The sequence below is a fragment of the Pseudodesulfovibrio senegalensis genome (assembly GCF_008830225.1).
In the GTDB taxonomy this organism is placed as follows: Bacteria; Desulfobacterota; Desulfovibrionia; order Desulfovibrionales; family Desulfovibrionaceae; genus Pseudodesulfovibrio; species Pseudodesulfovibrio senegalensis.
The window spans coordinates 599494-624637 of sequence record NZ_WAIE01000001.1 but is presented as its reverse complement, the minus strand read 5'-3'; the positions used below and the strand labels follow the sequence as shown (position 1 = coordinate 624637).

Genomic DNA, 25144 nt, shown 5'->3' with positions numbered 1-25144 from the left:
CATTCAATAACAAACAAACGCATAAGGATGCCCATGTCCGACAGACCGCACCTTCTATTCGTGGATGACGACCCGAAAGTGATTTCGGGAATTCGGCGCAACCTGCATCCCTACAAAAAGGAATGGAAGCTTTCCTTTGCCGGATCGGGCCAGGAAGCACTGGAACTGATCAAGTCCGAAAAAGTGGATCTTCTTGTTTCCGACATCCGCATGCCCGGCATGACAGGGCAGGAGCTCTTCGACCACGTACAGAGAATTTCTCCACAGACCATACGTATGGCCCTGTCGGGCATCATGGAGGTCGACAACGTGGTCGAAACCATGGGCAACGCGCACCGCTTCATGAGCAAGCCCTGCAGCCCCGAAAAACTGACACATGAAATCGAGGAGGCGCTTGCCGCCAGAGAGGACCACCCTTCTCCGGACACCCAGAAGCTGGCAACACGGTTGGGCAGCCTTCCGGTCCTGCCCGAAGTGTACCAGAGAATAGAGGATGAATTGTCCGCAAAAGAACCTTCCATGCACCGCATGGCTGATATCGTATCCCAAGACCCCGGGCTCGTGGCGGCGGTGCTCAAGCTGACCAATTCCCCGTTTTTCGGTCTCAGGCGCACTATCACCTCCATATTTCAGGCCATCAACCTGTTGGGAATGGAAACCGTGAAGGCCCTCATTGTCTCGCAACACATTTTCTGGGGCCAAAGCCGCAAGAATCCTCCCTTTTCCATCAAGCTTCTGTGGGAACACAGCTTCCGGGTGAGTAACATGGCCCGGCTTATCGCCCAATGCGAACAAATGGATAGAAATGCCATGGCACAATGCCGGATAGGCGGCATTCTGCACGACATAGGCAAACTCATTTTGGCCGATTCATTCGACTCGAAATATGAGGCCGTGGTCCAGCAATCCGGGAAAGGCACTCCCATCCATGAAAAGGAGAAGGAGCTGTTCAACGTCAACCATGCGCAAATCGGCATGTATGTCATGGACCTGTGGGGCATGGACCCCGAAATAGCCAAGGCCATCGGCCACCACCACGACACACTCAGGCCCGACATATCGCTTTCCCTGATCATCGCCGTGGCGGACCACTTTGATCACGCATGGATCAACTTTACCAACGACTATACAGGAGCGATGATATCCGAACCGCTTTATGACACACTTCGTGACAGTGGCGACCTTGAACGCTGGGAAACACATATCTTGGACAACTGGCCGGAAATCAGGGAAATTGGCGGATTCAAGGAGGGCAATGGGGAATGACCGATCAGAACGATAAACCTCGAATCCTGATAGTGGACGACGAAGAAAGAGTACTCACCTCTCTCAGAAGACAGTTGCGAAGCGACTTTTCCGTCGACATATGCGACGACCCTCGAAAGGCTCTCGGCATGGCCGACAGCAGGCCCCCCTATGCCGTGGTGCTCTCGGACTACAAAATGCCCGGGCTCAACGGGGTGGACTTCCTGATGCAGGTCAAGAAAATTTCTCCCGAGACAACCCGCATGATGCTCACGGGCTATGCGGATCTTGAAAACGCCATGCGGGCCGTCAACGAAGGGCACGTGTTCCGCTTCATGGCCAAGCCCTGTCCGCCGGACGTGCTCATGTCCAATCTTGCGGAAGGAGTGCGCCAATATGATCTGATCACCACCAAGAGAGTCCTTTTGGAACAGACTCTCAAGGGCAGCATCGAACTGATGAGCGAAATAACTTCGCTGGTCAATCCCGAGGCCGCAGCACGAACCGACAGGGTCAAGCGAACCGTAGGCTACCTGTGCGGAAAGCTGGACATCCACGATGTCTGGCGCTTTGAGATGGCAACCATGCTCTCGCAAATCGGGTGCATTATCCTGCCGGCAGGCATCATGGACAAGCTGCTGGGCAAAGGCGACTTCAGCCCCGAGGAAAAGCAGATGTTCGAAATGCACCCTTCCATCGGCCAAAGCCTCATTTCAAAACTGCCCAGAATGTCCGCCATAGGAAACATGGTGGCCTATCAACTCAAGGGCTTTGACGGCAGCGGGACCCCCAGGGACAACATCAAGGGCGAAGCCATCCCCATAGGCGGACGAATCCTCAAGATCGCACTTGATTATGACACGCACAGGCAGCGCAACGACGTCCCCAGCAAGGCATTCAAGGAACTGGAGGCAAATAGTGACCAGTACGACCCGGAGCTGCTCTATTACCTCGAAGGCATGCTCGGCGTGGAGGCCCGCTACCAAAAACTGACCCTGTCGTTGCATGATTTGGAAACAGGCATGATCCTGCATAAGGACGTGCTTTCCAGCCAGGGAGCATTGCTCCTGCGCAAGAGCGTGGAACTGGACAAGAACAAGATTGATCGGCTCTACATGTTCGAAGACAAAATCGGCATCGTACAACCCATCTCGGTACTCAAACCGAGCTGACGTTTTCCATATCGGGGTGTTCTATTGGAATGCGTACGCAAAAGGTGCTCCCCTGCCCCGGTTCGGTCTGCACGTCGATGGTGCCGCCATGGACAAGCACCACCACGTTATGCGCGATGGCCAACCCCTGCCCGGTTCCCTTGCCCACGTCCTTGGTGGTGAAAAATGGATCGAAAACGCGTGCAACCACAGACTCCGGCATCCCCACTCCGGTGTCCTCCACTTCGATGACAATATGCTCCCCCTCCTCCCGGGTGCGAACAAATATGTCTCCCTTGGGATCGGGGCTGGAGCCGAGCCTCTCCTCCACGGCATGGGCCGCATTGACGATCAGGTTCAGGACCACCTGACTCATCTCGCCTTTGAGGCACAAAACAGGCGGCAGGGATTCGTCAAGATCAAGGTGCATTTCCGAGGCATACTTCCATTCGTTGGTGGACACGGTCACGGCATTGCGAATGATTTCGTTCATGTCGTGCATGGCCATCTTCAATTCACCGGGATGCGCAAGCTGCTTGACGGAACGGACGATTTCGGCAACCCGCTGCACCCCTTCCAGAGACTCCTTCAAGGCCCCGGGAACGTCTTCGGCCAAGAACTCTACCTCGTCCTTGTCCATAATTTCATTCAGGGAGGCCACTACATCAGAGGCATCCGGTGATTGACGCGCTTGTTCCAGCACTTCGATGCACCCCTGTGTCATCTTCATGAGCGTGGCAAAGGATGTTTCAAGAAAATGAAGGTTGCTGTCCACATACTGTGTCGGCGTGTTGATTTCATGGGCGATGCCGGCAGCCAGCTCACCGATGGACTCCAGTTTCTGGGCCTGCCGCAACTGGGCCTCCAATGCCAGTTGTTCGGTCACGTCGCGCGCAACGGCAACGATATTGACGATGGTGCCGTCCTCTTCCCGCACCGGAGCTATTGTGGACTCCTGCTCATAGGTGCTGCCATCCTTGCGCCGGTTCACGAATCGGCCGCTCCAGACGTCTCCCCGCAAAATGGTGTTCCACATGTCCGCATAAAATTCTTCGGACTGCTCGCCACTGCTGAGAATACTCGGATTCTGCCCAAGGGCTTCTTCCCGCGAAAAGCCCGTAACCCGTTCAAACGCCGGGTTCACGTATTCGATCACGCCGTACGCATCCGTGATGATGACAATTTCCGCAGACTGATCAATGGCGGCTGTCAGCCTCTTGTGGCGGGCCTCGGCCTCCTTGATTTGCGAAACATCGGTAAACGTGAGCACATAACCGACCTTTTCCCCCTGCCGATTCCTGAGAGAAACGCGCTGCACCAGGGCCCAGACCACGGTTTCTCCCCGAAGCAGGCGCAGTTCCAACCGGGAGGCGCTGTCACGCCCCGTGTTGCCCACCCAGAACTCCTTCATGGCCCCGCGGTCCCGGTCATGAATGTGCCGCATCCACCCCATGCCGGCCATCTGGGCCGCATAGGAATCCGTCATGTCGTGCATTTTTTCATTGGCATAGACCAGATTCCCATGCACGTCCGTGATGACGATGCCCACCGGAGACGCCTTGGCAATGGCCCGAAAACGATCTTCCACTTCCCTGCGGGCCTGCATGGCCACATAACGCGGGGTAACGTCCACGCCGATGCACAGCAACTCGCACACCGAACCGTCTTCATCCAACACCGGACGAACTGCCCAGGAAATGTGCGCTTCGGTACCATCCCTGCGCACGGCCAAGGCCTCGACAGCGACCTGCCCCTTCTGACCGACGGAAAAATCGAAAATGCTGCGTTCATCCTTTTCGCTCGTCAGGATTTCACGGGCGGATTTTCCCACCAGCTGGTCCATGCCGAAAAAATCATGGGCATAGCGATTGGCCAACCCGATGGTGCCGTTGCGCAAAATGCGCACGATAATGTTGTTGGCCCCCTCCACAAGCTCGCGGTATTCGCGTTCGCTCTCCTGCAAGGCCCGCAACACGGGATCGCTTATCCGGAAAAACAGGTACAGGCTGGCTACAACCAGCAGCGCGCCCACCGCGAAGCAGACAGCCACGGCCACGGCAAAAGGACGAAGAAACTCCAACAGATCAATATAGGCCACCATGCCCAGCACCCCGGAGCGGGTAACGATGGGGCCATAGGCCATAACGGCCCAGTTACCGGAGACGTTGGGGGCTACCGTCCGGCCGAACTGCGACTCCAGGGCCCGGGCCATGGGTCTGTCCTGCTGCGCACGAAAGTTTTTTTCAGCATCGGGATCATCGGAGGCCACCCGTTTGCTGTCCCGAACCAAAAACCGAATCTTCCCGCCTTTCTTCCTCGCTATGCAAAACCGCGCGCTCCCGCCTGCGGAACGGTATCGGGACTGCGCCATGGCCGCCACATCGATGGTATGGGCAAGGGGGGTTCTCTCTCGCATGGAGGCGGGAGAATCCATATACCTCCTGTCGAAATTCTCAATATAGGTAATCTGGCTGCTGACCAGATCGCTCAGAAGCTGCTGTTGTTCTTTCAGCGAGGTGTAGCCCAGCACCAAGGTGCTGACCAATGAAACGATACCCACGAGCGCGCCCATGATGATGCCGAGAATCATCAGCCGTCGCTTGCGGTCATGCAGGTTGGCGAAAAACCAGTTCATGAAAGAAGAGTATCAAAAAACCGTCGATATGCCATGATTAAAGGCCAAAAAGGCCCCGGTTTCCCGGGGCCGTATGGCTGCGAGGCGTTGTTCGGGCCGAACCGCGCCCCAAGTCGGATGTCAGTATTCGCTTGTCAACTCGACCTCCAACCGCTTCCACTGTTCCCTGGCTTCGTCTTCGGCCCTGCGAAGCTCCTCGCCCTGCAACGGGTCGATGACCAGCGCTTCGGCTATGACCTGCCACAGGTATTTCACCTCATACTTGTAGTCCGGATAGTAGTTGGGAAGCCGCTTCATGATCTGGTCGCGGCAGTTGGAACAGGCGACCACCACAACGTCCGCGCCGCTACGCTGAATCTGCTCCGCCTTGTAGCGGCCATGATGAGCGGACTGGTCGTCAAAAGGCATGGGCCACATGCCCCCGCCCGCGCCGCAGCAATAACTGTTCATGCGATTGGGCGTCATCTCCACGAAGTCGTCCACGCACTGTTCCAGAATCCAGCGCGGCTCGTCGAAAAAGGCAACACCGTAATGCCGGTACAGTTCGCGGCCGTGCTTACAGGAGTCGTGCCACGTGAAGCTCTTGCCCGCATGCACGCTCTTGTCCAGGGTGATGCGCCCCTCCTTCATGATGCGCATCAGGTATTCATACAGGTAGATGAAATCCACCTCGTTTTCCGAATTCTCCTCCAGACAGTACTTGAGCCCGGTACGGCATCCGTAGGAACCGCCACCACAATCAGGCATGATCATCTGCTTGATGTTCAACCGTTTCATGAAATCGATCTTGCGGCGCGCCAATTTCCGGGTGCCTTCGTAGTTGCCGGAAAAAAGCGCCCAGTCCACGGCTTCCCACCCTTCCGACGGCACGGTCCAGTTTTCGCGGGCGGCATAGAATATCTTCCACCACCAGAACTGATCCTCGAAATCGCCGTATACCTCCTTGGAATTCGGAAAGAACAGGACCTCAGCATCCTGCTTGTCCACGGGCACGTAAAATCCCGGGCATTCCTCCTCGGCCAGTTCGTTGCCGAGATCCAGCATGCCTTCCAGGTAATCATCACGCGAGATGGCGAGATTGTTCCCGGACTCAAGATTGTTCTGCGCGCCCTTGTGCAGGGAGCCCGGGACCTTGTCCCGGTCCCGCAAATGTTTCATGTGCATCATGAGCGGAGCGATATCCACGCCCATGGGACAATTCTGGGAGCACCGGCCGCAACCGGTGCACAGCCAGACGAAATCGGAATTCACCACCTCGTCCACCATGCCCATGGCGAGCATGCGCAGGACCTTTCTGGTGTTCCAGTCCTCGAACCCCGGGGCGCCCGAAGACGGGCACCCCGAAGCGCAACTGCCGCAGGACACGCACGCCGCCAGGTCGAACCTGCCGAGATATGTGCGCATGTCCTCGGATAATGACGTTGGTGTAATGACTTCTGCCACAGCCTGCATGTTCAAGCTCCCGTGTCAGGTGTTCAGGACTCGGCCGGCGCTGCAGCACTTCCCGCTTCGGTGGCTTCGCCGGTCTGGTCGTACATGAGTCCGCAACGCAGATCGAAATGCTTGTTCACGCTCATGGTGGGAGCACTCGAATTGAGCGCCACCTGAACCACGGTGGAACCGAGCACCGCCTTTTCCGGATCCACTTCACGCGTATGGTGCGCCATGATGATCAGATCCGCCTTGTGAATGCGCGCGGTCTTGAGGATCTCGGTGGACGCCTTGCCTTCCCAGCACTCGAACGAGCTGGCGGAGATACCCGCCAGACGGGGGCCGTATTCGACGGACATGCGGTTCTTGGCCGCTTCCACCCGCTGTTCAACCTCTTCCTGCGGCAGTTCTTCCTGATCCATGGCATGGAAGACCACCAGTTCGGACTTGTAGTGGCGCGCCATCTGGGCACCATAATTCACTGCGCATTCGGCAGGATCGGAAAAGTCCGTGGCCACCAGCACCTTGTTGAACACCTGCTCGCCGTAGGGAGCCTGACGGGTGACGATCATCACCGGACAGGGACAACGCTGGCTCACGCGTTCAAGGGTGCTGCCCGCCATGCCCCACATGCGCGAACGTTCTTCCACGTACTTCTTGGTATGCGGTCCCATGACCACGAGATCCGCGTTCTTCTGGCGCACGAGGCGCAGGATTTCGTTGTGGGGAATCCCGGCACGCACGATGACTTCATAATCCTTGATGCCTTCGAGCTTGTCGCCGTAATAGGCCATTATCTTGTCCTTGATGCGCGCGGTCTCGCCCGAGGCTTCCAGATGTTCCATGCTGCCCCAGCCGTGCTCGATGCCGCAGATGTGCACCAGATACAGCTTTGATTCGAAGCGCTGGGCAAAGGCAAAGGCCTTGTCCGCCGCACACTCGCAGATTTCAGACGGGGTGATTGCCAGAATGATGTCCTTAAACATGATGCGCCCTCCTTGTCATTGGTAGTCCGTTTGCCCATGCATCCGTGCACTGTGCCGGAATCAGGCTGGTGCCGCGGCCCGGTTCGAGCCCGCGGCCATGTTCGCCATGGTGCCGCTCAGGGCCACGTTTTTGCCGAGCTGCATGCGCTGTCCCGAGAAACCGAAGGCCAGACCCATGAGCTGGGGAAGATAGAGGACGCTCGCATGAACCCTTCTTCCGCCCAGCCGTGAGGCCTCGTCCTGGTACATCTCCAGATTCATCTGGCAAAGGGGACATACCGTTGCTATGACGTCCGCTCCCTCGGCGGCCTCCAGAATGGAGAACACCGACGAAAGCGCCGCTTCCTTGTCCGTGACCATGAGCGACGCGCCGCAACAGTGCGCACCCATGGCCCAATCGTGTATTTCCGCACCCATGGCCGTGATGACCGGCTCCATGCTGCGGGGCCATTCCGGGTCGTCGAACACGGCATACGGACGCAATATCTGGCAGCCGTAATACGGGGCGATGCGCAACCCTTCCAAAGGCGTTGTCACATGTTCGGTCACGGAATCCGCAAAATCGTTATTGAGCACGTCCAACAGATGGCGCACCCGGTACGGACCGGCCAATTCAAGGCCTTCGGCCTGCAGCAGGCCCGCGATATGCCGATGCAGTTCATGATCGTCATCAATACGCCGTGCGGCCTTGAGCAGGTTCAGATAGCACGCGCTGCACGGGGCCAACACATCGGCCTCGGGAATGTGAGTACCTGCCAGCGCGAGGTTCCGGGCGGGCAGGGCCACGGCCATGGTCCGGTCCACGGCCTCCACCGCTGCGGCGCCGCAGCAGGTCCAGCCGGGAATCTCCACCAATTCCGCGCCCAGCGCTTCCAGCACGATGCGCGTGGTGTCGTCATATTCCCGAGCACTCTCTCGCAATGAACATCCGGGGTAATAGGCATACTTCATGACCGATCCTCCATATTCCGTTCCGCGTCGAACATGGGCTTGAGCACGCCCTTGTATTCACTGCCCGGCGGATGCAGCTTGCCTGCGCGCAGGAGCTTCAGCCCCACGGGCACAAACCCGAGCGCCTTGGACGGGCTGCGCATTTCGGCAAGGTACCGGGCCATGAGCGTACTTTCCTGCACGCGCCCGTTGCGCTGCACGTTGTCCAGAAACGCGCGATAAAACGCAGAATGCTTCCCCTTGTTCCCGGCGGCATAGCGCTTGAGCGCATACACGGCCTCGGTCAGGGGCAATCCGCGCGGGCAACGCAACGTGCAGGTATAACAGGCCGAACAACTCCAGAAGGTCTTGGAGTTCAGCACCTCGTCATAGCGCCCCAAGGTCATGAGCCGCCACATGCGCCGCGGCGTGAAGTCCATGAAGTGAACATTGGGGCACGATGCCGAACATGTGCCACACTGCATGCAGGCCCGCAGGTTGTCGGCTATGGCGTCCAGTTCCGCCCTTGCGGACGCGGAGTCGTGAAGTTCTGTCGACATGACGCTCTCTCCTTGCGCTAAACCACCGTTTCCAGGGCCGCGTCGATTACGGACATGATCTGATTGTCGGTAAACCCTCGCAGGTAGCTCGCGCTGTTGGGACAGGCCGCGGCACACGCGCCGCATCCCTGGCACAACAGTTCGTCGACAATGATCCTGTCCTTGGTGATGTCGAGGCTTCGGGCATCGTAAGGGCAGGCCGTGATGCACTTGCCGCACAGGGAGCACAACGACTCCCGAACGCCCGCCACCGTGTTGGAGCAGGTCAGGGCCTTGCGCGTGAGTATGCCCAGCGCCCGCTGGGCCGCGGCCTTGGCCGAGGCAACGGTCTCGTTCATGTTGCCCGGCGAATGGGCCACCCCGCACATGAAAACGCCCTGCTTGGCAAAATCAACGGGCCGCCACTTGGATTCGGCCTCGCGGAAGAAGCCGTCCTGATTGGTTTCCACTCCGAATATCTCACGGATTTCGTCGGTTTCATTGGGTTCCAGTCCCACGGAAAGCACCAGCAGGTCCGGCCGGATTTCCACCTTGCTGTTCAGAATCGGCTCCATGGCCGTGATCACGGGCAGCTCGTCCTCGAAGCGGACCTCGGGACGGTTGTCCAGATCATACTGAATGAAGATGGCGCCCAGCTTGCGGGCCTCGGTGTAATACTTTTCCGAGAATCCGTAGGACATGATGTCCCGGTAGAAGACGTACACGGGCAGGTCCGGCCTGCGCTTCTTGAGCACCCTGATGTTCTTGAGCGCCTGCGCACAGCAGACCCGGCTGCAATAATTGCGGGATTCCTCGCGGGAGCGCCAGCACTGGATCATGGCCACGCCGCGGTCCAGTTCGGCAAGGTCCAGTTCGCCCGAAGCGAGCCGGTCTTCCAGCCTGCGCTGGCTGAGCACAGACTTGTGCACCCGGAACCCGTAGTCGTACACCCGGGCCTCCCGGCCGCCCGTGGCCAGAATCGTGGCCCCGTGTTCCAGCGGGAAGGTTCCGTCGTCCGACGAAATCAGGCTCATGAACCGCCCGGCGCGTCCGGTGGACAGCGTGACCCGTCCATTGGTGAACACGCGGATGTGCGGGTGCTTGATGACCTGCTCCACAAGGTTCTCCATGAACCCGTGCGGGTCGTCGTCCTCAAGGGTGTAATGCAGCTTCATGGCCATGCCGCCCAAGGCCTCGCTCTCTTCCACGAGACAGACGTTGTAGCCGTGGTCGGCAACGCCCAAGGCCGCGGTCATGCCCGCAAGCCCGCCGCCCACCACAAGGGCTTCGCGAAAGACCGGAAGCGGGCGGGGCAAGGGCGAAGGATCCTGATCCAGCAACTTGACCGCCGCCATCTCCATGAGGGAGACAACTTCGGCGGACAACTCGTCAGGATCGCAGGCTCCCTTGCAGTTCATGAGCGGGGTATAGACATCCGCAACATCCATAAGCGCGGGGTTCAGCCCGGTGGCGTCCCCGAGTTCGCGCAGCCGCGGCACATAGGCATACGGCATGCACGCGCCCACGAGGATCCTGTTGGGTTCATGTTCCTTCACAAGGGCGTGAATCTCTTCCCACCCTTCTCCGCTGCAGGTTCGTCCCACCCGGGCCACCGCGCACACGCTCGGCAGGGCCGAAAGCTTTTCGGTCAGGGCGTCGAAATCCAGTTCCTGCTCCAGAAGCGGACAGGATGTGCACAGGGCCAGAAGCATGCGCGGCCGTTCGCGGGAAACATCCCGGTATTCAGGTTCCGGGTCTGGCTCCTGCTCCTTGAGCGGCGCATAAATGTTGATAAGGCGTGAGGCCTCCAGCGCTGCCGCCCCGGAAAGGATCACGGATTCGGCAATATCGCGCGGCCCCCCGAACACGCCCGCAGCCATGACGCCCAGTTCGCTGGTACGCGACGGCATGTAGGGCTTTGTCTCGCAGAAGTTCCACTCATTGAGCCGGATCCCCGTGACCTCGGCAAGGCGGTCGATGCTCTTTGGCGGGCGAGCGCCCACACCGAGCACCACCATGTCGAAATCTTCGAAAACCAGCTTGAGGTCATCCCCGGGATACTGCACGCGGATGCTGTTGCTTTCATCACCGGCAGGCACGAGGGAATGGATGCGCATCTTCACGAAACGCACGCCTTCCTCACCTTCGGCGTTATCCCTGTAACGCTGGAAATCCTTGCCAAAGGTCCGCATGTCCATGCTGAATATCGTTGTTTCCAGGTCGTCGGCCCCGGCTTCGCGGGCACGCCTGCGTGCCAGCAGGGCCTCCTTGATGGAAACCATGCAGCAGAACGAGGAGCAGAAACCGGCCTTGCGCCGTTCGTCGCGGGAACCCACGCATTGCAGCCAGGCGATCTTCTTCACGGGCCTGCCGTCGCCGGGGCGCACCAGCGCCTTGCCGCGCCCGCCCATCCCGGAGCTGCTGATGAGCCGCTCGAACTCGATGGAGGTCACCACGCCGGGATGATCGCCGTACATGTACATGCCGGCCATGCCCTCGGGGTCATCCTTGGGATTGAAACATTCAAACCCGGAGGCCAGAATGACCGCACCAACATCGAATTCGCGCCGCGTATCCGTGGTCTGGCGCATGAAGCGCTTTTCCAGCCAGTTGGATATGGCCGCCCGCTGCAAGGGCTTTTGCAACATGTCACGCGACGCACCCATTTCTATGAGGGCCTTGCGGTCGTCGTCGCCAAGGGTTTGCCCTTCGTCCAGCACCAGATGCACGGGCAGGTTCGGGTCCAGTTCCTTGGCGCGGGAAATGATGCGCCGCACCTCGTCGTCCGGCAAACCGAGCGAAACCATGACCAGACTGACCGGCTGGGATTCCATGTGCGTGACCGCGGCAACGGAGTCGGCCGCATGGGTCAGGGGAAATTCCCGCTCCTTGAACCATTCCGCAAGTTCCCTGCCAACGGAAGCATCCGCGTCCGCCACCAGCACCGGGAAATCCTTGCGCTCGTCCAGACGGAAATCAATGGCTCCGGTGGGGCAGGCCTTGACGCATTCAAGACAGCGCACGCAATTATCCAGGTCCACCGCATAATGGTTGGGCACATGCTGGGGAACGGGCAAATGTATGGCCGCCCGTTCGGTCAGGCCCGCATTGAACTCGCTGGGCACACGCACCGGGCAGACCTCGGAGCACTGCCCGCACCCGATACACTTGTGCGGATCCACGAATGTGGACCGTGTCCGGATGGTGGCATGAAACTGCCCGGGATCGCCCTGCAGCGAGTCCAGCTCGGTCATGAGCCGCAGATCGATATTGCGATGGAAAAGCCCCTTGCGCAGACAGAACTGGCTGGACGAATCACGCTCGGTGAGCGGCAGCATCTTGCACATGCCGCAATGGTCGCTCGGAAACTGATGGTCCAGCTGGCTGAGCAGCCCGCCCATGTTTGCGCGCGAATCGATCAGGGCAACCTTGTGTCCGGTTTCGGCAAGATCCAGGGCCGCGTGAATGCCGGCGACCCCGGCTCCAACCACCAATGCTCCGTAACTGTCTCTCATGACGTCCCCCTAGGTGGCGCAGGTCAGCTCGGTGAATTCATCTTCCTTGAACACGTTCAGGGGCGGCGGCTCGTTCATGTCCAGCCCCGGTTCGTAGTCAAAGGCCCCCTGCGTGCGCTGGCTGACCAGCCGGAACAGCTCCATGACCGGAATGTCGTTGGGGCAGGCATTGGAACACTGGCCGCAGCCCACACAGGCCGTGCTCATGTGCGCCATGCGCGTCAGATGGAAGAAAATGGTATCCGTGGGCATGCGCAAAGAACCGTCCTTGTGTGCCCAGCCCATGTACTGCCACGGCTTGTGGTCGAACACGTCGGTGACGAACACGCACTCCTTGCAGTAGCAGACAGGACAGGCCACGCGACAGTTGTAGCAATTCACGCATCCGGCCAGATAGGCGGAAAGGTTCTTGAGGTCCGCCGTGGCCGCCGCGGTTTCCTCGAACATGGCGTCGCGATAGGCCTCGCGTTCCTTGACCAGTGCTTCCACGGCCTGTTCGCGTTCCGGCCCGCCCGAGGCGTCCTGCAATCCGAGACGGTTGATGACGCTTTCACCGGCTGCGCTCTGCGCGGCCAGCAATATGGTGGACCCGACGTCCACGCCCACAAGCCCCACCGCCAGATCCGCGGACCCGGCAACCGGATATTCGCAGGCCTTGCAGGCTCGCGCCACTTCGGCACCCGAGACCTTGCCCCCGGCCAGCACGAATTCGTTGGCCAGATCCTTGTGGTCGTTGCCCTTGGCGAGCTCGCGGTAGGTGCGGTTGTCGTATGCGCCGAAACAGTCCACCCCCACCATGATGAGGTCCTGCGTCCCGGCCTGATTGAGCTTGATGAGTTCCACGAAGGCGCGCAGTTCGCAGGGCCGCAAAAAGGCCGCCACCCTGCCACGTGATTCGCCGTGGGTCAGCCGCGCCAGCAGGCGCGCACCGTTGAGCGGGTACGCGGGTGAAAGCGGAACAGCCTGTTCCGTCATTTTCGGGTCGGTGATGAGCGCGGGCATGATCTCCCCGGCTCCGGGACGTTCCCACAAAGTGAAAACAGCGTCGACAACGTCCTCTTCCAGCAGCGAGGCCATGAAGCCCTGCAATGCCTTGACCGGATCGCCGTCCGCAACGTTGATACTGGTAATGGAAGCCATATCGTTCTCTCCCTTTGACGAAAACCGTTCTTAAACCGCTATGCTCCTGCGGATCTCGTTGGGACCGAGTTCGCGGATCTCCTCAACCAGCTCATTGATGGTTTCGGCAAACTCGTTGCCTTCACTGGCGCCGATCCAGGTCAGCTTGAGCCTGCGCTCGTCCATGCCGAACCGGGCCAGAATCTCCTTGAGCAGCTTGACGCGCCTGCGCGCCTTGTAGTTGCCGTTGATGTAATGGCAGTCGCCCGGATGGCAGCCGCTGATGAGCACGGCGTCCGCCCCGGAAAGCAGGGCCTTGATTACATACTTGGGGTCCACCATGCCCGTGCACATCATGCGGATGAGCCGGACGTTGGGATACTGGACCATGCGCGCGGTCCCTGCCAGGTCTGCGGCCGTGTAGGTGCACCAGTTGCAGACAAAGGCAACAATGGAAGGTTCGAAAGTACTCATTTCAGTTCCTCCAGCGGCACGAATCTCATGCCTGAGCTTCTGTTGTTTCCCGGTCGCGGGCCTCTACCGGAATTTCCACGGGATCGCCCACGGGCGCCGTTTCCGGTTCCACCTCGCCGGGCAGTTCGTCCAGCACGCCTTCGAGTTCCGCGAATATCTGCTTTTCGTTGAAATGCCTGATCTGGGCCGCGCCGCTCGGGCAATGCCCGGCGCAACTGCCACAGCCCTTGCACATGGCCGCGTTGACCACGGACACCTGCCGGCGCTCGTCGAACTCGATGGCCGAATAGGCACACAGGCCGATGCAGGCCTTGCAGCCCACGCAGATGTCCGGGTTGATCCACGATATGGTGGGAGCGATGTCCACGATGCCGCGCGCGGCCAATGCCAACGCCTGCGCCGCAGCGCCCGAGGCATGGGAAACCGCGTCGGGAATGTCCTTGGGTCCCTGACAGGTTCCGGCAAGGAAGATGCCGTCCGTGGCCGTGGACACCGGGCCGAGCTTGGGGTGTTCTTCAAGGAAGAAGCCGTCCATGCCCTGACTCACGCCGAACACGCGGGCCACTTCGGCCACGTCGTCACGCGCCTTCATGGCCGTGCACAGGATGGCCATGTCCACGGGAACACGCACGATTTCGCCCAGCAACGTGTCCTCGCTGACCACCACGAGCTTGCCTTCCTCGTCCGGGGTTTTGGCCTGATCCGTGATCTCCGAAGGACGGCCGCGAATGAAGGTCACGCCCTCTTCCTGCACCCTGCGGAAAAATTCCTCGTATCCCTTGCCGAAACAACGCATATCTATGTAGAAATTATAAATCTTGCAGTCGTGGCCCAGCTTGTCCTTGAGCAGGTGGTCGTACTTGAGCGCATACATGCAGCAGACCCGCGAGCAGTAGGGATGGTGGTTGGCGTCGCGGCTACCCACGCAATGCAGTATGGCCACGCTCTCAGGCGCGCTACCGTCCCTGAGCTGAATCTTGCCGCCTGTGGGACCCACGGCGTTGTTGAGCCGTTCGAACTGCAGGCCGGTGTAGACGTTGTCGAACTTGCCGAACCCGTACTGGCCGAGCGGAGTCGGGTCCATGGTGTCGAACCCGGTGGCCAGAATGACCGACCCCACGTCCAGTGAGATCTCTTCGGCCTTCTGCGAAAAATCGATGGCCCCGGAGGGACAGAGCTTTTCGCAGACGCCGCACTTCTTGCCCAGCCCCAAATGACGGCAATGCTCAGCGTCGATGACCGGCTTGTTGGGTACGCTCTGGGGCGAGTTGCGATAGATGGCCCGGCGCATGCCAAGCCCTTCCTCGAACAGGCTCGGCACCTTGGTGGGACATTTCTCGGTACAGAGGCCGCAGCCCGTGCACTTGCTCATGTCCACGTAGCGGGGCTTCATGGTCACCGTGGCCTGATAGTTGCCTACGAACCCGGTCAGGTCCGTGACCTCGCTGTAGGTCATGAGGTTGATGTTGGGATCCTGGGAAACGGCCACCATCTTGGGCGTGGATATACACGCCGCACAGTCCAGCGTGGGAAATGTCTTGTCGAACTGGGCCATGTGCCCGCCGATGGACGGCTCACGCTCCACCAGATGCACCTTGTGGCCGGACTTGGCCACGTCCAGCGCAGCCTGAATCCCGGCAATGCCGCCGCCCACCACCATGACGTCCGGGTGGACCTTTTCCACGCGTGAAAACAGTTCCTCATGATAATTCACGCGGTTCACTGCGGCCGCAACCAGATGCTTGGCCTTGGTCGTTGCTTCGGCCGGGTCGGCCACGATCCACGAACAATGCTCGCGGATGCAGGTCATCTGGAAATGGAACGGATTCATGCCCGCACGGCGACAGGCATTCTGAAAGGTCTTTTCATGCAGCCGTGGAGAACAGGAGGCCACCACCACCCGGTTCAACCCGAATTCGCGAATATCATTGATGATCATGTCCTGTCCGGGGTCCGAGCACATGAATTTGTAGTCCCGGGCCACGGCCACGTTGTGCAGGTGCGAAGCAAACTCGGCCACCTGCGCCGTATTCACCTTGGGATCGATGTTCGTGCCGCAATGGCACACATACACTCCGATTCTGTTGGGCATGCTGATTCATCCTCCTGTTCGGGCCGGGTGCACCGGACGACCGTTCCCGCGGCCATGTTGCCGGAATCCGCTATTCATCCGCGCCGTGCGGCCCTTTCTTCCTGCATGACGAACATGCTGCCGCTGTTTCAAGACGTTGTGCGAGCGTCTGCACAGACACTACAAGGCACGTGCCGCATCATAAAAAAAATAGGAAAAACAGATTCTTGAATCCAAAAGCCATGTGCAGATGAAGAAAAAAGCGTGAAAAAAAGCGCACAATCACCTTGCAAAACAAGAAACGTCTTGCGTAACGAGATTTTTAATTTCTTTTGATTATACTCAATAAAAACATGGCAATGGATGCAAAAAAAGTCCCTTGGAGGCGCGCAGAGCATCCATTTTTCCAAGACAAATCATTGGGGAGGATTGGAAAAAATTGCGCGTACGGCTTGCCATGAATTTCCAAGAGGAGTAACAGACGTAGTAATCAGGGAAATATGTATACCGAGGACGCATTGCATGGACAACCTGCACAAGACCCTTCTGAACGCAACCTTCAGCCAAACCATGGTGCTGGCCCCCGACGGAACGGTCACCGCCGCCAACGACCAGATGTGCAAACGGCTGGGCATCGAGCGCAACAGGCTGGTGGGCAGAAGCGTCTTTCGTCTCTTTCCGCAAGACATGGCCCTGCGCTGGCAACGGCACCTGGCAACCGTGGTGGGCACGGGCAAGGGATGCCATTTCCAGGACACAACCGCCGGCGACAACGTGTTCGAAGCCGTGCTCGAGCCGGTCATCCACGCGGACAGCAACGTGGACGCCATCGTCATTTCCCTGCAGGACATCACGGCGTCCAAAAAGGCCGAGGCCGAACGATTCCGGCTGGCAACGGCCATCCAGCAGGCCATGGAAGCCATCATCATTCTTGATGAGGAGATGCACATACAATACGTGAACCAGTCCTTCGAGCACATGACCGGCTTCTCCCAGAAGGAGGCGCGTGGCCGCAAACTGGAAATGCTCTTCAAGGGCCTTGAGCAGGAAAACCTGCTCAGCAACGTTGTCTCCAGCCTTCGCCATGGCGACACATGGGCCGGACGCACCAGCAGCACCCGAAAAAACGGCGACACCTTCCAAAGCGAACTGACCATCGTGCGTATTCGGGGCAAACGGTTCATGCCCATGGGCTTCGTGACCATCTGGCGCGACGTGACGGACATGACCCTGCTGGAAAAACAACTGCGTCAGGCCCAGAAAATGGAGGCCATCGGAACGCTGGCCAGCGGCATCGCTCACGACTTCAACAACATCCTCGGCCCCATCATCCTGCACACCGAGGTCAGCCTGGCCCGACATCAGGACATTCCCCAACTCCGCGAATCATTGGAGGAAATACTCAACTCCGCCAACAGGGCGCGACAGCTTGTGGAGCAGATTCTCGGCCTGAGCCGGGGCCGCGAGGCCGACAAGCCCCTGCCTTTCCGCGTAGGCGCCATTGCCAAGGAATGTCTCAAGATACTGCGGGCCAGCCTGAACACCGGCATCGACATCCATTACAATAACCAATCAGAGGAAGACGTGATCCGCGCCGACCCAACCCAGATGCACCAGGTGCTGCTGAACCTCTGTACCAACGCGGCGCAGGCCATGGGCGACAGCCGCGGGCTGCTGGAGATCACGCTTTCGGACATGGAGGTGAACAACGACACTCGCCGTTCTTTCCCCATGCTACGGCCCGGCCATTACCTCTGTTTGAGTGTGGCCGACGACGGCCAGGGAATCCCCCGTGAAAATCTGGAGGAAATATTCGAACCGTTCTTCACCACCAAAAAGGAGGGCGTGGGCACCGGGTTGGGCCTGACCGTGGTGCGCAACATCGTCACGGGCATGGGAGGAACGGTCATGGTGGAAAGCGAACCGAAAAAGGGCACGGAGTTCAAGGTGTACCTGCCCAAATGCGTCAACTGTGAAGTCAGCCCCACCCAGAAGCAGGTCATCGACAATGATCGGCACTCCCGCGTCCTGTTGGTGGACGACGACGAGGTCACGGTACGCGGCCTGCGCGAAAACCTGCTGCAACTGGGTTACGACGTGACCCACAGCCGCAACGGATACGAGGCGCTGGCACTTTTCCGGCAGGACCCGGAGCATTATTCGCTGGTCATGATCGACGTGGCCACCCCGGAACTCAACGGATTGGAGCTGGCCAAGGAAATCAAGCTCAGCCGCTTCGATCTGCCCGTAATACTGCTCACCGCGTACACCGAACTTTTTCCGCCGCGCAAGGCCCAGGCACTGGGCGTGCAGGCGTTTCTGCGCAAACCCTGCCTCTTTGAGGAGCTGTCCGACATTCTGGCCAAGGTTCAGGCCGCAATCCCCGACCATGATGCAGGAGGCTACTGATGGCGCAGGTTCTGATCATTGATGACGACGTGCAGCTTTGCAAGGCCCTGGCCATGGTCATTTCGGACATGGGGCACAAGGTTGACGTGGCCAACTACCTTGTGCAGGGCGTGGACATGGCCCGAAAGGGAAAATATGACCTTGTGATTCTGGACATCGGCCTGCCCGACGGCAGCGGTCTGGACAGCCTTGCCGAAATCCGAGACGGCCGCAGCCGTCCCGAAGTGATCATACTCTCCGCATCCAGCGACCCGGACGGGGCGGAACTGGCCATCCGCAGCGGGGCGTGGAGCTACATTCCCAAACCGCCCACACTGAGCAAAATCAAGCTGCCTGTGAGCCGTGCCATCGAATACCGCCGCCAGAAGCTCAGCCGCATCGCTGCCCGCGACCTCAAGCGCGACGCCATCGTGGGCCAAAGCAAGGCCCTGAACACCTGCCTGGAAATGCTGGCCCAGGCCGCAGACACGGACGCCAACGTGCTCATCACCGGAGAAACAGGAACCGGCAAGGAACTGTTGGCGCGCATAACACACCAGAACAGCCGAAAGTCGGACATGCCCTTCGTGGTGGTGGATTGTGCGGCCCTGCCAGAGAATCTTGTGGAAAGCACCCTCTTCGGGCATGAGCGGGGCGCATTCACGGGGGCTGACCGGCGTCAGGACGGATTGATCCGGCAGGCCGACGGAGGCACTCTCTTTCTGGACGAAATCGGGGAACTGCCTCTTGCCGTGCAAAAAAGTTTTTTGCGCGTGGTGCAGGAACGCCGCTTCCGTCCGGTGGGTTCCGAGCACGAGGTCACCAGCAACTTCCGGCTCATCGCCGCCACCAACCGCGACCTCGACGCCATGGTGGCCTCATGGGATTTCCGGCAGGACCTGCTTTTCCGCATCCGCACCATATCCGTGCGCGTCCCTCCCCTGCGGGAACGCACGGGCGACGTGCGTCTGCTCACCGACCATTTCCTCAAACGGGCCATCGCACGCGACAACGGCACGGAAAAGGAATGTTCTCCGGATTTTCGGGATATGCTGGAAAAATACCAGTGGCCCGGCAACGTGCGTGAACTTTCCAATGCCGTGGAAAACGCACTTGCACGGTCCGGAGAAGAACGGACCCTGCTGCCGCGCCACTTGCCCATGGACATCCGGGTGCACATGGCCCGCCAGACTCTTTCTGCAAACGCGGACACCGCCGCGGCAGACACCACGCTGGATGCGAGCAACTTTCCGCTGTTCAAGGATTTTCGGGAGCAGGTCGTCGGAGAACTTGAGCAAAAATACCTGCGTGACCTTTTCCAGACCGCGCGCGGCAACGTGCAGCAGGCCTGCACACTTTCCGGGTTATCGCGCGCACGGCTCTATGCCCTGCTCAAAAAGCACGGGCTGACCCGAAAGAATCTCTATACCCCGGAATGATTCTTCCCTCTCCGGGACTCCCCATACTGGACCCTGCAGCAAAAAACGCGTACCCATACTGCGTCACACACAACCGGACGCTTCAATATTCGAAAAACCGTCAAGCACGATGCAAAATGGTCTTTTTCAAAAGCTTCAATTTCCTTTTTTTGTGAAATCGATAGTCTTTTTTCACTATTGAAATTACATTTTCGTAAAACAACACCAGCACAAATCCGGGCACATTCCACTAATCATCTGGAATACAAGGACAACGCACTCTTGGCCCGGTATTTGTTAGTAGAACCCGAACGACAAGGCAACAATACCCCGGCCAAAACACCGGAGTAACACAAAAGCGCTTCAAGGAGATGCAGCAATGAGTGGATATCAGGTTCGGCGCAGCGCCATCCAGGCCATCACCAACTACACCCCCACCAGTGAACCCCTGGATTTTTCCAAGACCACGCCTACCGAAATCTTCGGTTCCAATGTCTTCAGCGACAAGGTCATGAAGAACATGCTTCCCAAGGATGTATACAAATCCTTGATGAAGACCAAAAAAACCGGCGAAAAGCTCGACCCCGCCATTGCCGGTCCGGTGGCCGCGGCCATGAAGGAATGGGCCCTCTCCAAGGGAGCCACTCATTACACCCACGTGTTCTATCCCCTCACCGGACTGACCGCGGAAAAGCACGACGGCTTCCTTTCCCCGGACGGCGAGGGCGGCGCCATTGCGGAATTCGACGGCAAACTCCTGATTCAGGGCGAGCCCGATGCCTCCAGTTTCCCGTCCGGCGGCCTGCGCGCCACGTTCGAAGCACGCGGCTACACCGCGTGGGACGTGACCAACCCGGCCTACATTCTGGAAAACCCCAACGGGACCTTCCTGTGTATTCCCACGGCGTTCGTTTCCTGGAAAGGACACGCGCTGGACAAAAAGACTCCGCTGCTGCGCGCCAATCAGGCCATCAACAAGTCTGCCACCCGCATGCTCGGGCTCTTCGGCAACGACAACGGCGAAATGGTTGTCTCCAACGCCGGTCCCGAGCAGGAATACTTCCTTGTTGACCGCAACTTCTATTTTGCCCGCCCGGACCTGATGGTCTGCGGCCGTACCCTGTTCGGCGCCAAGCCCGCCAAAGGCCAGGAACTGGACGACCACTATTTCGGCGCCATTCCCCGCCGCGTCCTCTCCTTCATGCTGGAAGTGGAGCGAGAACTCTACAAGCTGGGCGTGCCGGTCAAGACCCGCCACAACGAAGTGGCCCCGGGCCAGTTCGAGATCGCCCCGGTCTACGAACAGGCAAACCTGGCCACCGACCACAACCAGATGGTCATGACCGTGCTCAAATCCGTGGCCAAGCGCAACGGCATGGCCTGCATGCTGCACGAAAAGCCCTTTGCGGGCATCAACGGCTCGGGCAAGCACCTGAACTACTCCCTGTCCACCCCGTCGCAGGGATCGCTCTACAACCCCGGCGACACCCCGCACAAGAACATGCAGTTCCTGGTCTTCACCGCCGCCACCATCCGCGCGGTTGAAAAATACGGCAAACTGCTCCGCGCGGTTGTCGCCTCGGCCGGCAACGACCACCGTCTGGGCGCCAACGAAGCTCCCCCGGCCATCATCTCCATCTTCCTCGGCGAGCAGCTGGCCGACATCTTTGAACAGATCAAGGAAGGCGGCCTCACCGGCTGCAAGACCAAGGGCTGCCTCGAAGTGGGTGTCGACACCCTACCCCCGCTGCCCATGGACGCCGGCGACCGCAACCGCACCAGCCCCTTCGCCTTCACGGGCAACCGTTTCGAGTTCCGCGCCGTGGGCTCCAACCAGTCCATCGCCGGAGCACAGGTGGCCCTGAACACCATCCTCGCTGAATCCCTGGACTTCATGGCCGACGAGATTGAAAAGATCACCAAGGGTGACGAGTCGAAGCTCAGTGAAGCCTGCCAGAAGGTCATTCAGGACATCATGAAAAAGCATGGTCATGTGGTCTTCAACGGTGACGGCTACTCCGACGAATGGCAGGAAGAAGCCGCCAAACGCGGTCTGCCCAACCTCAAGACCGCTGCCGACGCCCTGCCGACCATGAGCGACCCGGACGTCATCGAGCTGTTTGAAAAATACGAAGTGCTTTCCAAGGACGAACTGGAATCCCGCACTGAAATCTACCATGAGCAGTACAACCAGCTCATCACCACGGAAGCCGAGCAGTCCATCAAGATGGCCCGCACCATCATCCTGCCCGCCGCCATCCGTTATCAGGGCGAACTGGCCAATGTCTGCGCCAACATGAAGACCGCAGGCATCGAACCCACCACCGGCATCCTCGACGACGTGACTGCCAAGCTGCGCGGCCTGCAGGCTGCCACCGAGGCGCTGGAATCCGTCATGGACAACGGCGAATTCGACGATGTCCGGGATGAAGCCCGCTACTGCGTGGACACGGTGCTTCCTGCCATGCTGGAAGTTCGCAAGTACGCGGACGAGCTGGAAATGGTTGTGGCCGACGACCTTTGGGCCCTGCCCAGCTATCAGGAAATGCTGTTCATCAAATAGCATTTTCTTCCCCGAACAATGCAAACGGCCCGGTTTCCAAGAAACCGGGCCGTTTTTTTGCTGCGCCACTTGCCTTAGACAATAGCCATGGCTATATTTACAACCTGCTTCAAAACAACAAACATAAGCCACAGGAACTAAAAACCATGCTATCAGCATCAAAAATCATGAAATCATATGAACACGAAAGCATGGTCATTTACCGGGCCGAATGCACCTGCATGCACCCGGACCACGACCTGACGCTCATCGTGGAAAAGAACGAGGATACGGAGCTGACGCTGAACATGACCGGCAAATTCTCGCCACGCGGCATATACACGGAGGAGTGTTGGCCCGCCCGTTTATGGCGGCGCATCAAGCTGGCCGCAAACGTCCTCTTTCACGGCTACATGCCGGTTGAACATGAATTCATCATGTCCGGCAACGACCAGATTCGCGACTTCGCCCACGCCATTGAAAGCGCACGTCAGGGACTCGCAGGCACCGCCGGGGCAAGGATGAAAGAACGACAGGATTCCCGGCAATAAAACAAAGCCGAAATGACATTCCCGGGCAACGGCCCGCAAACTCCCGCGTCAGGTTCCTTTGTCCCACGATCAGCGGGCCGCAGGTCAAAGCCTCCCCAAAAAACGGCTGAAAAGCCCTTTCGCCATCAACGGACGGCGAGTTGAAAACCTGCAAAGAGTACCCCAAAAAATCTCAACCAGCATCATGCCAGCGCGGACAGCAGTGCTTCCTTGCCCAGACGCCGCATCAGGCCGCTGGTCCGTTCACGTTTTTTGCCGTTTTCACGATAAAATACCAACGCCCGGCCGACCACCTCGAGAGCCTTGTCCGCACTCAGCCCCTTGCCGATGCGCACACCGGGGCAGGCCTTGCTTGTGGCGCAACCGCCGAAATACACGTCCCAGCCTTTTGCACCGGCCACCAGACCGACATCGCGCACAAAGCTGAGGCCGCAGGCCATGCCGCAGCCGGACACCCCGGACTTGACCTTGAACGGATATGGGCCGTTTTCCCTGATCACGGCCAGCAGGCGGTCTGCCATGCTCCGGGTGGGCTGCATGCCCAGCTTGCACAGATCGCCGCCCGAACATACCGACACGCCCGGCGGGCATTTGGGGATGGCCGTACCCAGCAGGGCCACCACCTCGTCCAGCCGGTCCCCGGGCACATTTTCCAGATTCATGCGCTGGCCGGTGGTGGCGCGCAGGGTCACCCCCGGGCAACTGTCCATGATGCCCACCACGCGGCGCGTCATGTCCGGGGTCAGCAATCCCTGATCCAGACACAGACGCAGGGCATGGGTTCCGTCCGTGCGTCTGACCGGCATCACGGCCAGGGAATTTTCTTTATTGTCACTCATTGCTTGTCTCCTGTTTTACGGTGCGCCCAACTTCTTACAGTGCGCCCCCACAGGAATCAAATGCAAATCAACATGTTGAAACAACCATAAACGACCTGTTGGCAACAAAAAGCGGGACCATGCAAACACATGGTCCCGCAGCCGCTCCCGTGAACGGCCTGCCGGTTTCCCGGCCGGAGGTGAAGCCCGAGACTCAGGGCTTGAACACCTGTTTTTTCTTCATGGCTTTCAGCTCTTTTGCCGAAAACGGTTCGGCATACACGCCGAGCTGTATCAACGGTTTGTTTTCCGGTTTGAAGGGCGTCCACTTACCCTGTTTCTTTTCAAGGAAGGGCCAATCCAGAAGCTCGGGAGCCAACGGAATCACGCCCGTCTTGAAAACGACCTTGCCGTCCTTGACCGTGCCCGGAGCATACCGTTTTCCCTGTGCAAGCAGGGAAACCGCTTCCGTGGCGTGGCACTGTTCACACGTCCGGCCCTCGGCCATCACCGAGTGGGTGAAGTACGGCACATAGGTCACGAACGGGTAATTGTCCGGCCCCACCAATGTTTGCAGGGTTCCGCTGGTGACCTTGCCGTCATATTTGACCAGCAGCAGGAAATCCTTGGCCTTGGCCGCAAAACTCTCGGACTTCTTTCCGGTTTCCTTGAGCACGCCAAAGTGGCAGTTGTAACAGGTCATGGTGTTGGAGACGTGGCAGGCCGTGCAGTCGAGTTGGTCCTTGTGCACCGTATGAGACCTGGTCCCCGGCAGGGCGGGAGCATCGCCTCCTTCCGCGGTATGGCAGTTGGTACACTTGGTATCCAGAGCGCCGGGCGCGCGCATGCTGTCGTAGCAGGTTCCGTCGCCATGCACCTCTCGTTTCGAATGGCAGTCCGCACATTCCATGCTGCCCATGTGCACGCTCTCGATGCCCCGGGCCTTGTCCATGCCCAGCGTGGCCTTTTCACGGGCATGGCATTTGAGGCAGGTATTGGAGTCGCGCGCCTTTTCCGTGGAATAGGCATACCCGTTTTCGGTTTTCTCCAGATGACAGTCATTGCAGGAGGAAACATGGCAGCCCTTGCACCCGAGGTCCTTGTACGGAACACCGGTCACCGCGCTGAATCCGTCCGCGGCGTTGTACCAATGCCCCATGCCCCGGGTGGTGTGGTGCAGGCTGGTGGCAAAGCATTCCTCCTTGTCCGGTTTATCCCCGGCCACGGTGTTCCCGACCGCCAGCGCACAGACTCCCGCAAGAAGCAAAGAGCCCAACAGCACAATTCGCATGATTTCCTCCTTGGTTCGGATACGAAACAGGTCGTCTTGC

The 25144-nt window shown here is 59.1% G+C and carries 17 protein-coding genes; 6 read left to right on the top strand and 11 right to left on the bottom strand.

Annotation, left to right across the window (positions count from 1 at the left end):
* The first annotated feature begins 33 nt into the window (after positions 1–33).
* Positions 34–1266, top strand: coding sequence for a response regulator (locus F8A88_RS02840; protein WP_161598322.1), 1233 nt, complete (start codon positions 34–36; stop codon positions 1264–1266).
* Entirely contained in the window at positions 1263–2417 is a 1155-nt protein-coding gene (locus F8A88_RS02835) for an HD domain-containing phosphohydrolase (protein ID WP_151149550.1), read from the top strand. The genes F8A88_RS02840 and F8A88_RS02835 overlap by 4 nt, the downstream gene beginning before the upstream one ends.
* On the opposite strand, the gene F8A88_RS02830 is transcribed toward F8A88_RS02835, so the two are convergent.
* The 9 genes from F8A88_RS02830 to F8A88_RS02790 form a co-directional block, all read right to left on the bottom strand.
* Entirely contained in the window at positions 2404–5031 is a 2628-nt protein-coding gene (locus tag F8A88_RS02830) for a PAS domain-containing sensor histidine kinase (RefSeq protein ID WP_151149549.1), read from the bottom strand. The two genes, F8A88_RS02835 and F8A88_RS02830, sit on opposite strands and share 14 nt — an antisense overlap.
* A gap of 120 nt (positions 5032–5151) precedes the next feature.
* The gene (locus F8A88_RS02825) at positions 5152–6483 is read right to left on the bottom strand and encodes a (Fe-S)-binding protein (protein ID WP_151149548.1); all 1332 of its coding nucleotides are present in this window, start codon (positions 6481–6483) and stop codon (positions 5152–5154) included.
* A gap of 23 nt (positions 6484–6506) precedes the next feature.
* On the bottom strand, positions 6507–7448 hold the full coding sequence (locus F8A88_RS02820; RefSeq protein ID WP_151149547.1) for a universal stress protein: 942 nt from the start codon (positions 7446–7448) through the stop codon (positions 6507–6509).
* A 60-nt stretch (positions 7449–7508) separates the two neighbouring features.
* A complete protein-coding gene (locus F8A88_RS02815) occupies positions 7509–8399 on the bottom strand; it encodes a CoB--CoM heterodisulfide reductase iron-sulfur subunit B family protein (RefSeq protein WP_151149546.1) in 891 nt (296 codons plus the stop codon).
* Entirely contained in the window at positions 8396–8938 is a 543-nt protein-coding gene (locus F8A88_RS02810) for a 4Fe-4S dicluster domain-containing protein (RefSeq protein ID WP_151149545.1), read from the bottom strand. The genes F8A88_RS02815 and F8A88_RS02810 overlap by 4 nt, the downstream gene beginning before the upstream one ends.
* A gap of 17 nt (positions 8939–8955) precedes the next feature.
* Positions 8956–12432, bottom strand: a complete 3477-nt coding sequence (locus tag F8A88_RS02805) for an FAD-dependent oxidoreductase (RefSeq protein WP_151149544.1) — start codon at positions 12430–12432, stop codon at positions 8956–8958.
* 9 nt (positions 12433–12441) lie between these two features.
* Positions 12442–13572 carry a 4Fe-4S dicluster domain-containing protein gene (locus F8A88_RS02800; protein ID WP_151149543.1) on the bottom strand — a complete coding sequence of 377 codons (1131 nt, stop codon included), beginning with the start codon at positions 13570–13572 and terminating at the stop codon, positions 12442–12444.
* Positions 13573–13602: 30 nt separating this feature from the next.
* A complete protein-coding gene (locus F8A88_RS02795; protein WP_151149542.1) occupies positions 13603–14025 on the bottom strand; it encodes a hydrogenase iron-sulfur subunit in 423 nt (140 codons plus the stop codon).
* A gap of 25 nt (positions 14026–14050) precedes the next feature.
* A complete protein-coding gene (locus F8A88_RS02790; RefSeq protein WP_151149541.1) occupies positions 14051–16117 on the bottom strand; it encodes a CoB--CoM heterodisulfide reductase iron-sulfur subunit A family protein in 2067 nt (688 codons plus the stop codon).
* Between the two features lie 501 nt (positions 16118–16618).
* Between F8A88_RS02790 and F8A88_RS02785 the strand changes: the two genes are divergently transcribed.
* The 4 genes from F8A88_RS02785 (at position 16619) to F8A88_RS02770 (ending at position 22995) form a co-directional block, all read left to right on the top strand.
* A complete protein-coding gene (locus F8A88_RS02785) occupies positions 16619–18505 on the top strand; it encodes a hybrid sensor histidine kinase/response regulator (protein WP_161598321.1) in 1887 nt (628 codons plus the stop codon).
* Positions 18505–19923, top strand: coding sequence for a sigma-54-dependent transcriptional regulator (locus tag F8A88_RS02780; RefSeq protein WP_151149539.1), 1419 nt, complete (start codon positions 18505–18507; stop codon positions 19921–19923). Before F8A88_RS02785 ends, F8A88_RS02780 begins: the two co-directional genes overlap by 1 nt.
* A gap of 358 nt (positions 19924–20281) precedes the next feature.
* A complete protein-coding gene (locus F8A88_RS02775; RefSeq protein ID WP_151149538.1) occupies positions 20282–22465 on the top strand; it encodes a glutamine synthetase III family protein in 2184 nt (727 codons plus the stop codon).
* Positions 22466–22632: 167 nt separating this feature from the next.
* On the top strand, positions 22633–22995 hold the full coding sequence (locus F8A88_RS02770) for a hypothetical protein (protein WP_151149537.1): 363 nt from the start codon (positions 22633–22635) through the stop codon (positions 22993–22995).
* 182 nt (positions 22996–23177) lie between these two features.
* Here F8A88_RS02770 and F8A88_RS02765 read toward each other — a convergent pair whose 3' ends face one another.
* Both F8A88_RS02765 and F8A88_RS02760 read right to left on the bottom strand, forming a co-directional pair.
* The gene (locus F8A88_RS02765; RefSeq protein WP_151149536.1) at positions 23178–23834 is read right to left on the bottom strand and encodes a nitrite/sulfite reductase domain-containing protein; all 657 of its coding nucleotides are present in this window, start codon (positions 23832–23834) and stop codon (positions 23178–23180) included.
* Between the two features lie 193 nt (positions 23835–24027).
* A complete protein-coding gene (locus F8A88_RS02760; RefSeq protein WP_151149535.1) occupies positions 24028–25104 on the bottom strand; it encodes a cytochrome c3 family protein in 1077 nt (358 codons plus the stop codon).
* Between the last annotated feature and the right edge of the window lie 40 nt (positions 25105–25144).

What these genes read in the sequence shown, in the direction of transcription:
- F8A88_RS02840 (WP_161598322.1), top strand. Translation starts at nt 34, where the DNA reads ATGTCCGACAGACCGCACCTTCTATTCGTGGATGACGACCCGAAAGTG.
- F8A88_RS02835 (WP_151149550.1), top strand. Translation starts at nt 1,263, where the DNA reads ATGACCGATCAGAACGATAAACCTCGAATCCTGATAGTGGACGACGAA.
- F8A88_RS02830 (WP_151149549.1), bottom strand. Translation starts at nt 5,031, where the DNA reads ATGAACTGGTTTTTCGCCAACCTGCATGACCGCAAGCGACGGCTGATG.
- F8A88_RS02825 (WP_151149548.1), bottom strand. Translation starts at nt 6,483, where the DNA reads ATGCAGGCTGTGGCAGAAGTCATTACACCAACGTCATTATCCGAGGAC.
- F8A88_RS02820 (WP_151149547.1), bottom strand. Translation starts at nt 7,448, where the DNA reads ATGTTTAAGGACATCATTCTGGCAATCACCCCGTCTGAAATCTGCGAG.
- F8A88_RS02815 (WP_151149546.1), bottom strand. Translation starts at nt 8,399, where the DNA reads ATGAAGTATGCCTATTACCCCGGATGTTCATTGCGAGAGAGTGCTCGG.
- F8A88_RS02810 (WP_151149545.1), bottom strand. Translation starts at nt 8,938, where the DNA reads ATGTCGACAGAACTTCACGACTCCGCGTCCGCAAGGGCGGAACTGGAC.
- F8A88_RS02805 (WP_151149544.1), bottom strand. Translation starts at nt 12,432, where the DNA reads ATGAGAGACAGTTACGGAGCATTGGTGGTTGGAGCCGGGGTCGCCGGC.
- F8A88_RS02800 (WP_151149543.1), bottom strand. Translation starts at nt 13,572, where the DNA reads ATGGCTTCCATTACCAGTATCAACGTTGCGGACGGCGATCCGGTCAAG.
- F8A88_RS02795 (WP_151149542.1), bottom strand. Translation starts at nt 14,025, where the DNA reads ATGAGTACTTTCGAACCTTCCATTGTTGCCTTTGTCTGCAACTGGTGC.
- F8A88_RS02790 (WP_151149541.1), bottom strand. Translation starts at nt 16,117, where the DNA reads ATGCCCAACAGAATCGGAGTGTATGTGTGCCATTGCGGCACGAACATC.
- F8A88_RS02785 (WP_161598321.1), top strand. Translation starts at nt 16,619, where the DNA reads ATGGACAACCTGCACAAGACCCTTCTGAACGCAACCTTCAGCCAAACC.
- F8A88_RS02780 (WP_151149539.1), top strand. Translation starts at nt 18,505, where the DNA reads ATGGCGCAGGTTCTGATCATTGATGACGACGTGCAGCTTTGCAAGGCC.
- F8A88_RS02775 (WP_151149538.1), top strand. Translation starts at nt 20,282, where the DNA reads ATGAGTGGATATCAGGTTCGGCGCAGCGCCATCCAGGCCATCACCAAC.
- F8A88_RS02770 (WP_151149537.1), top strand. Translation starts at nt 22,633, where the DNA reads ATGAAATCATATGAACACGAAAGCATGGTCATTTACCGGGCCGAATGC.
- F8A88_RS02765 (WP_151149536.1), bottom strand. Translation starts at nt 23,834, where the DNA reads ATGAGTGACAATAAAGAAAATTCCCTGGCCGTGATGCCGGTCAGACGC.
- F8A88_RS02760 (WP_151149535.1), bottom strand. Translation starts at nt 25,104, where the DNA reads ATGCGAATTGTGCTGTTGGGCTCTTTGCTTCTTGCGGGAGTCTGTGCG.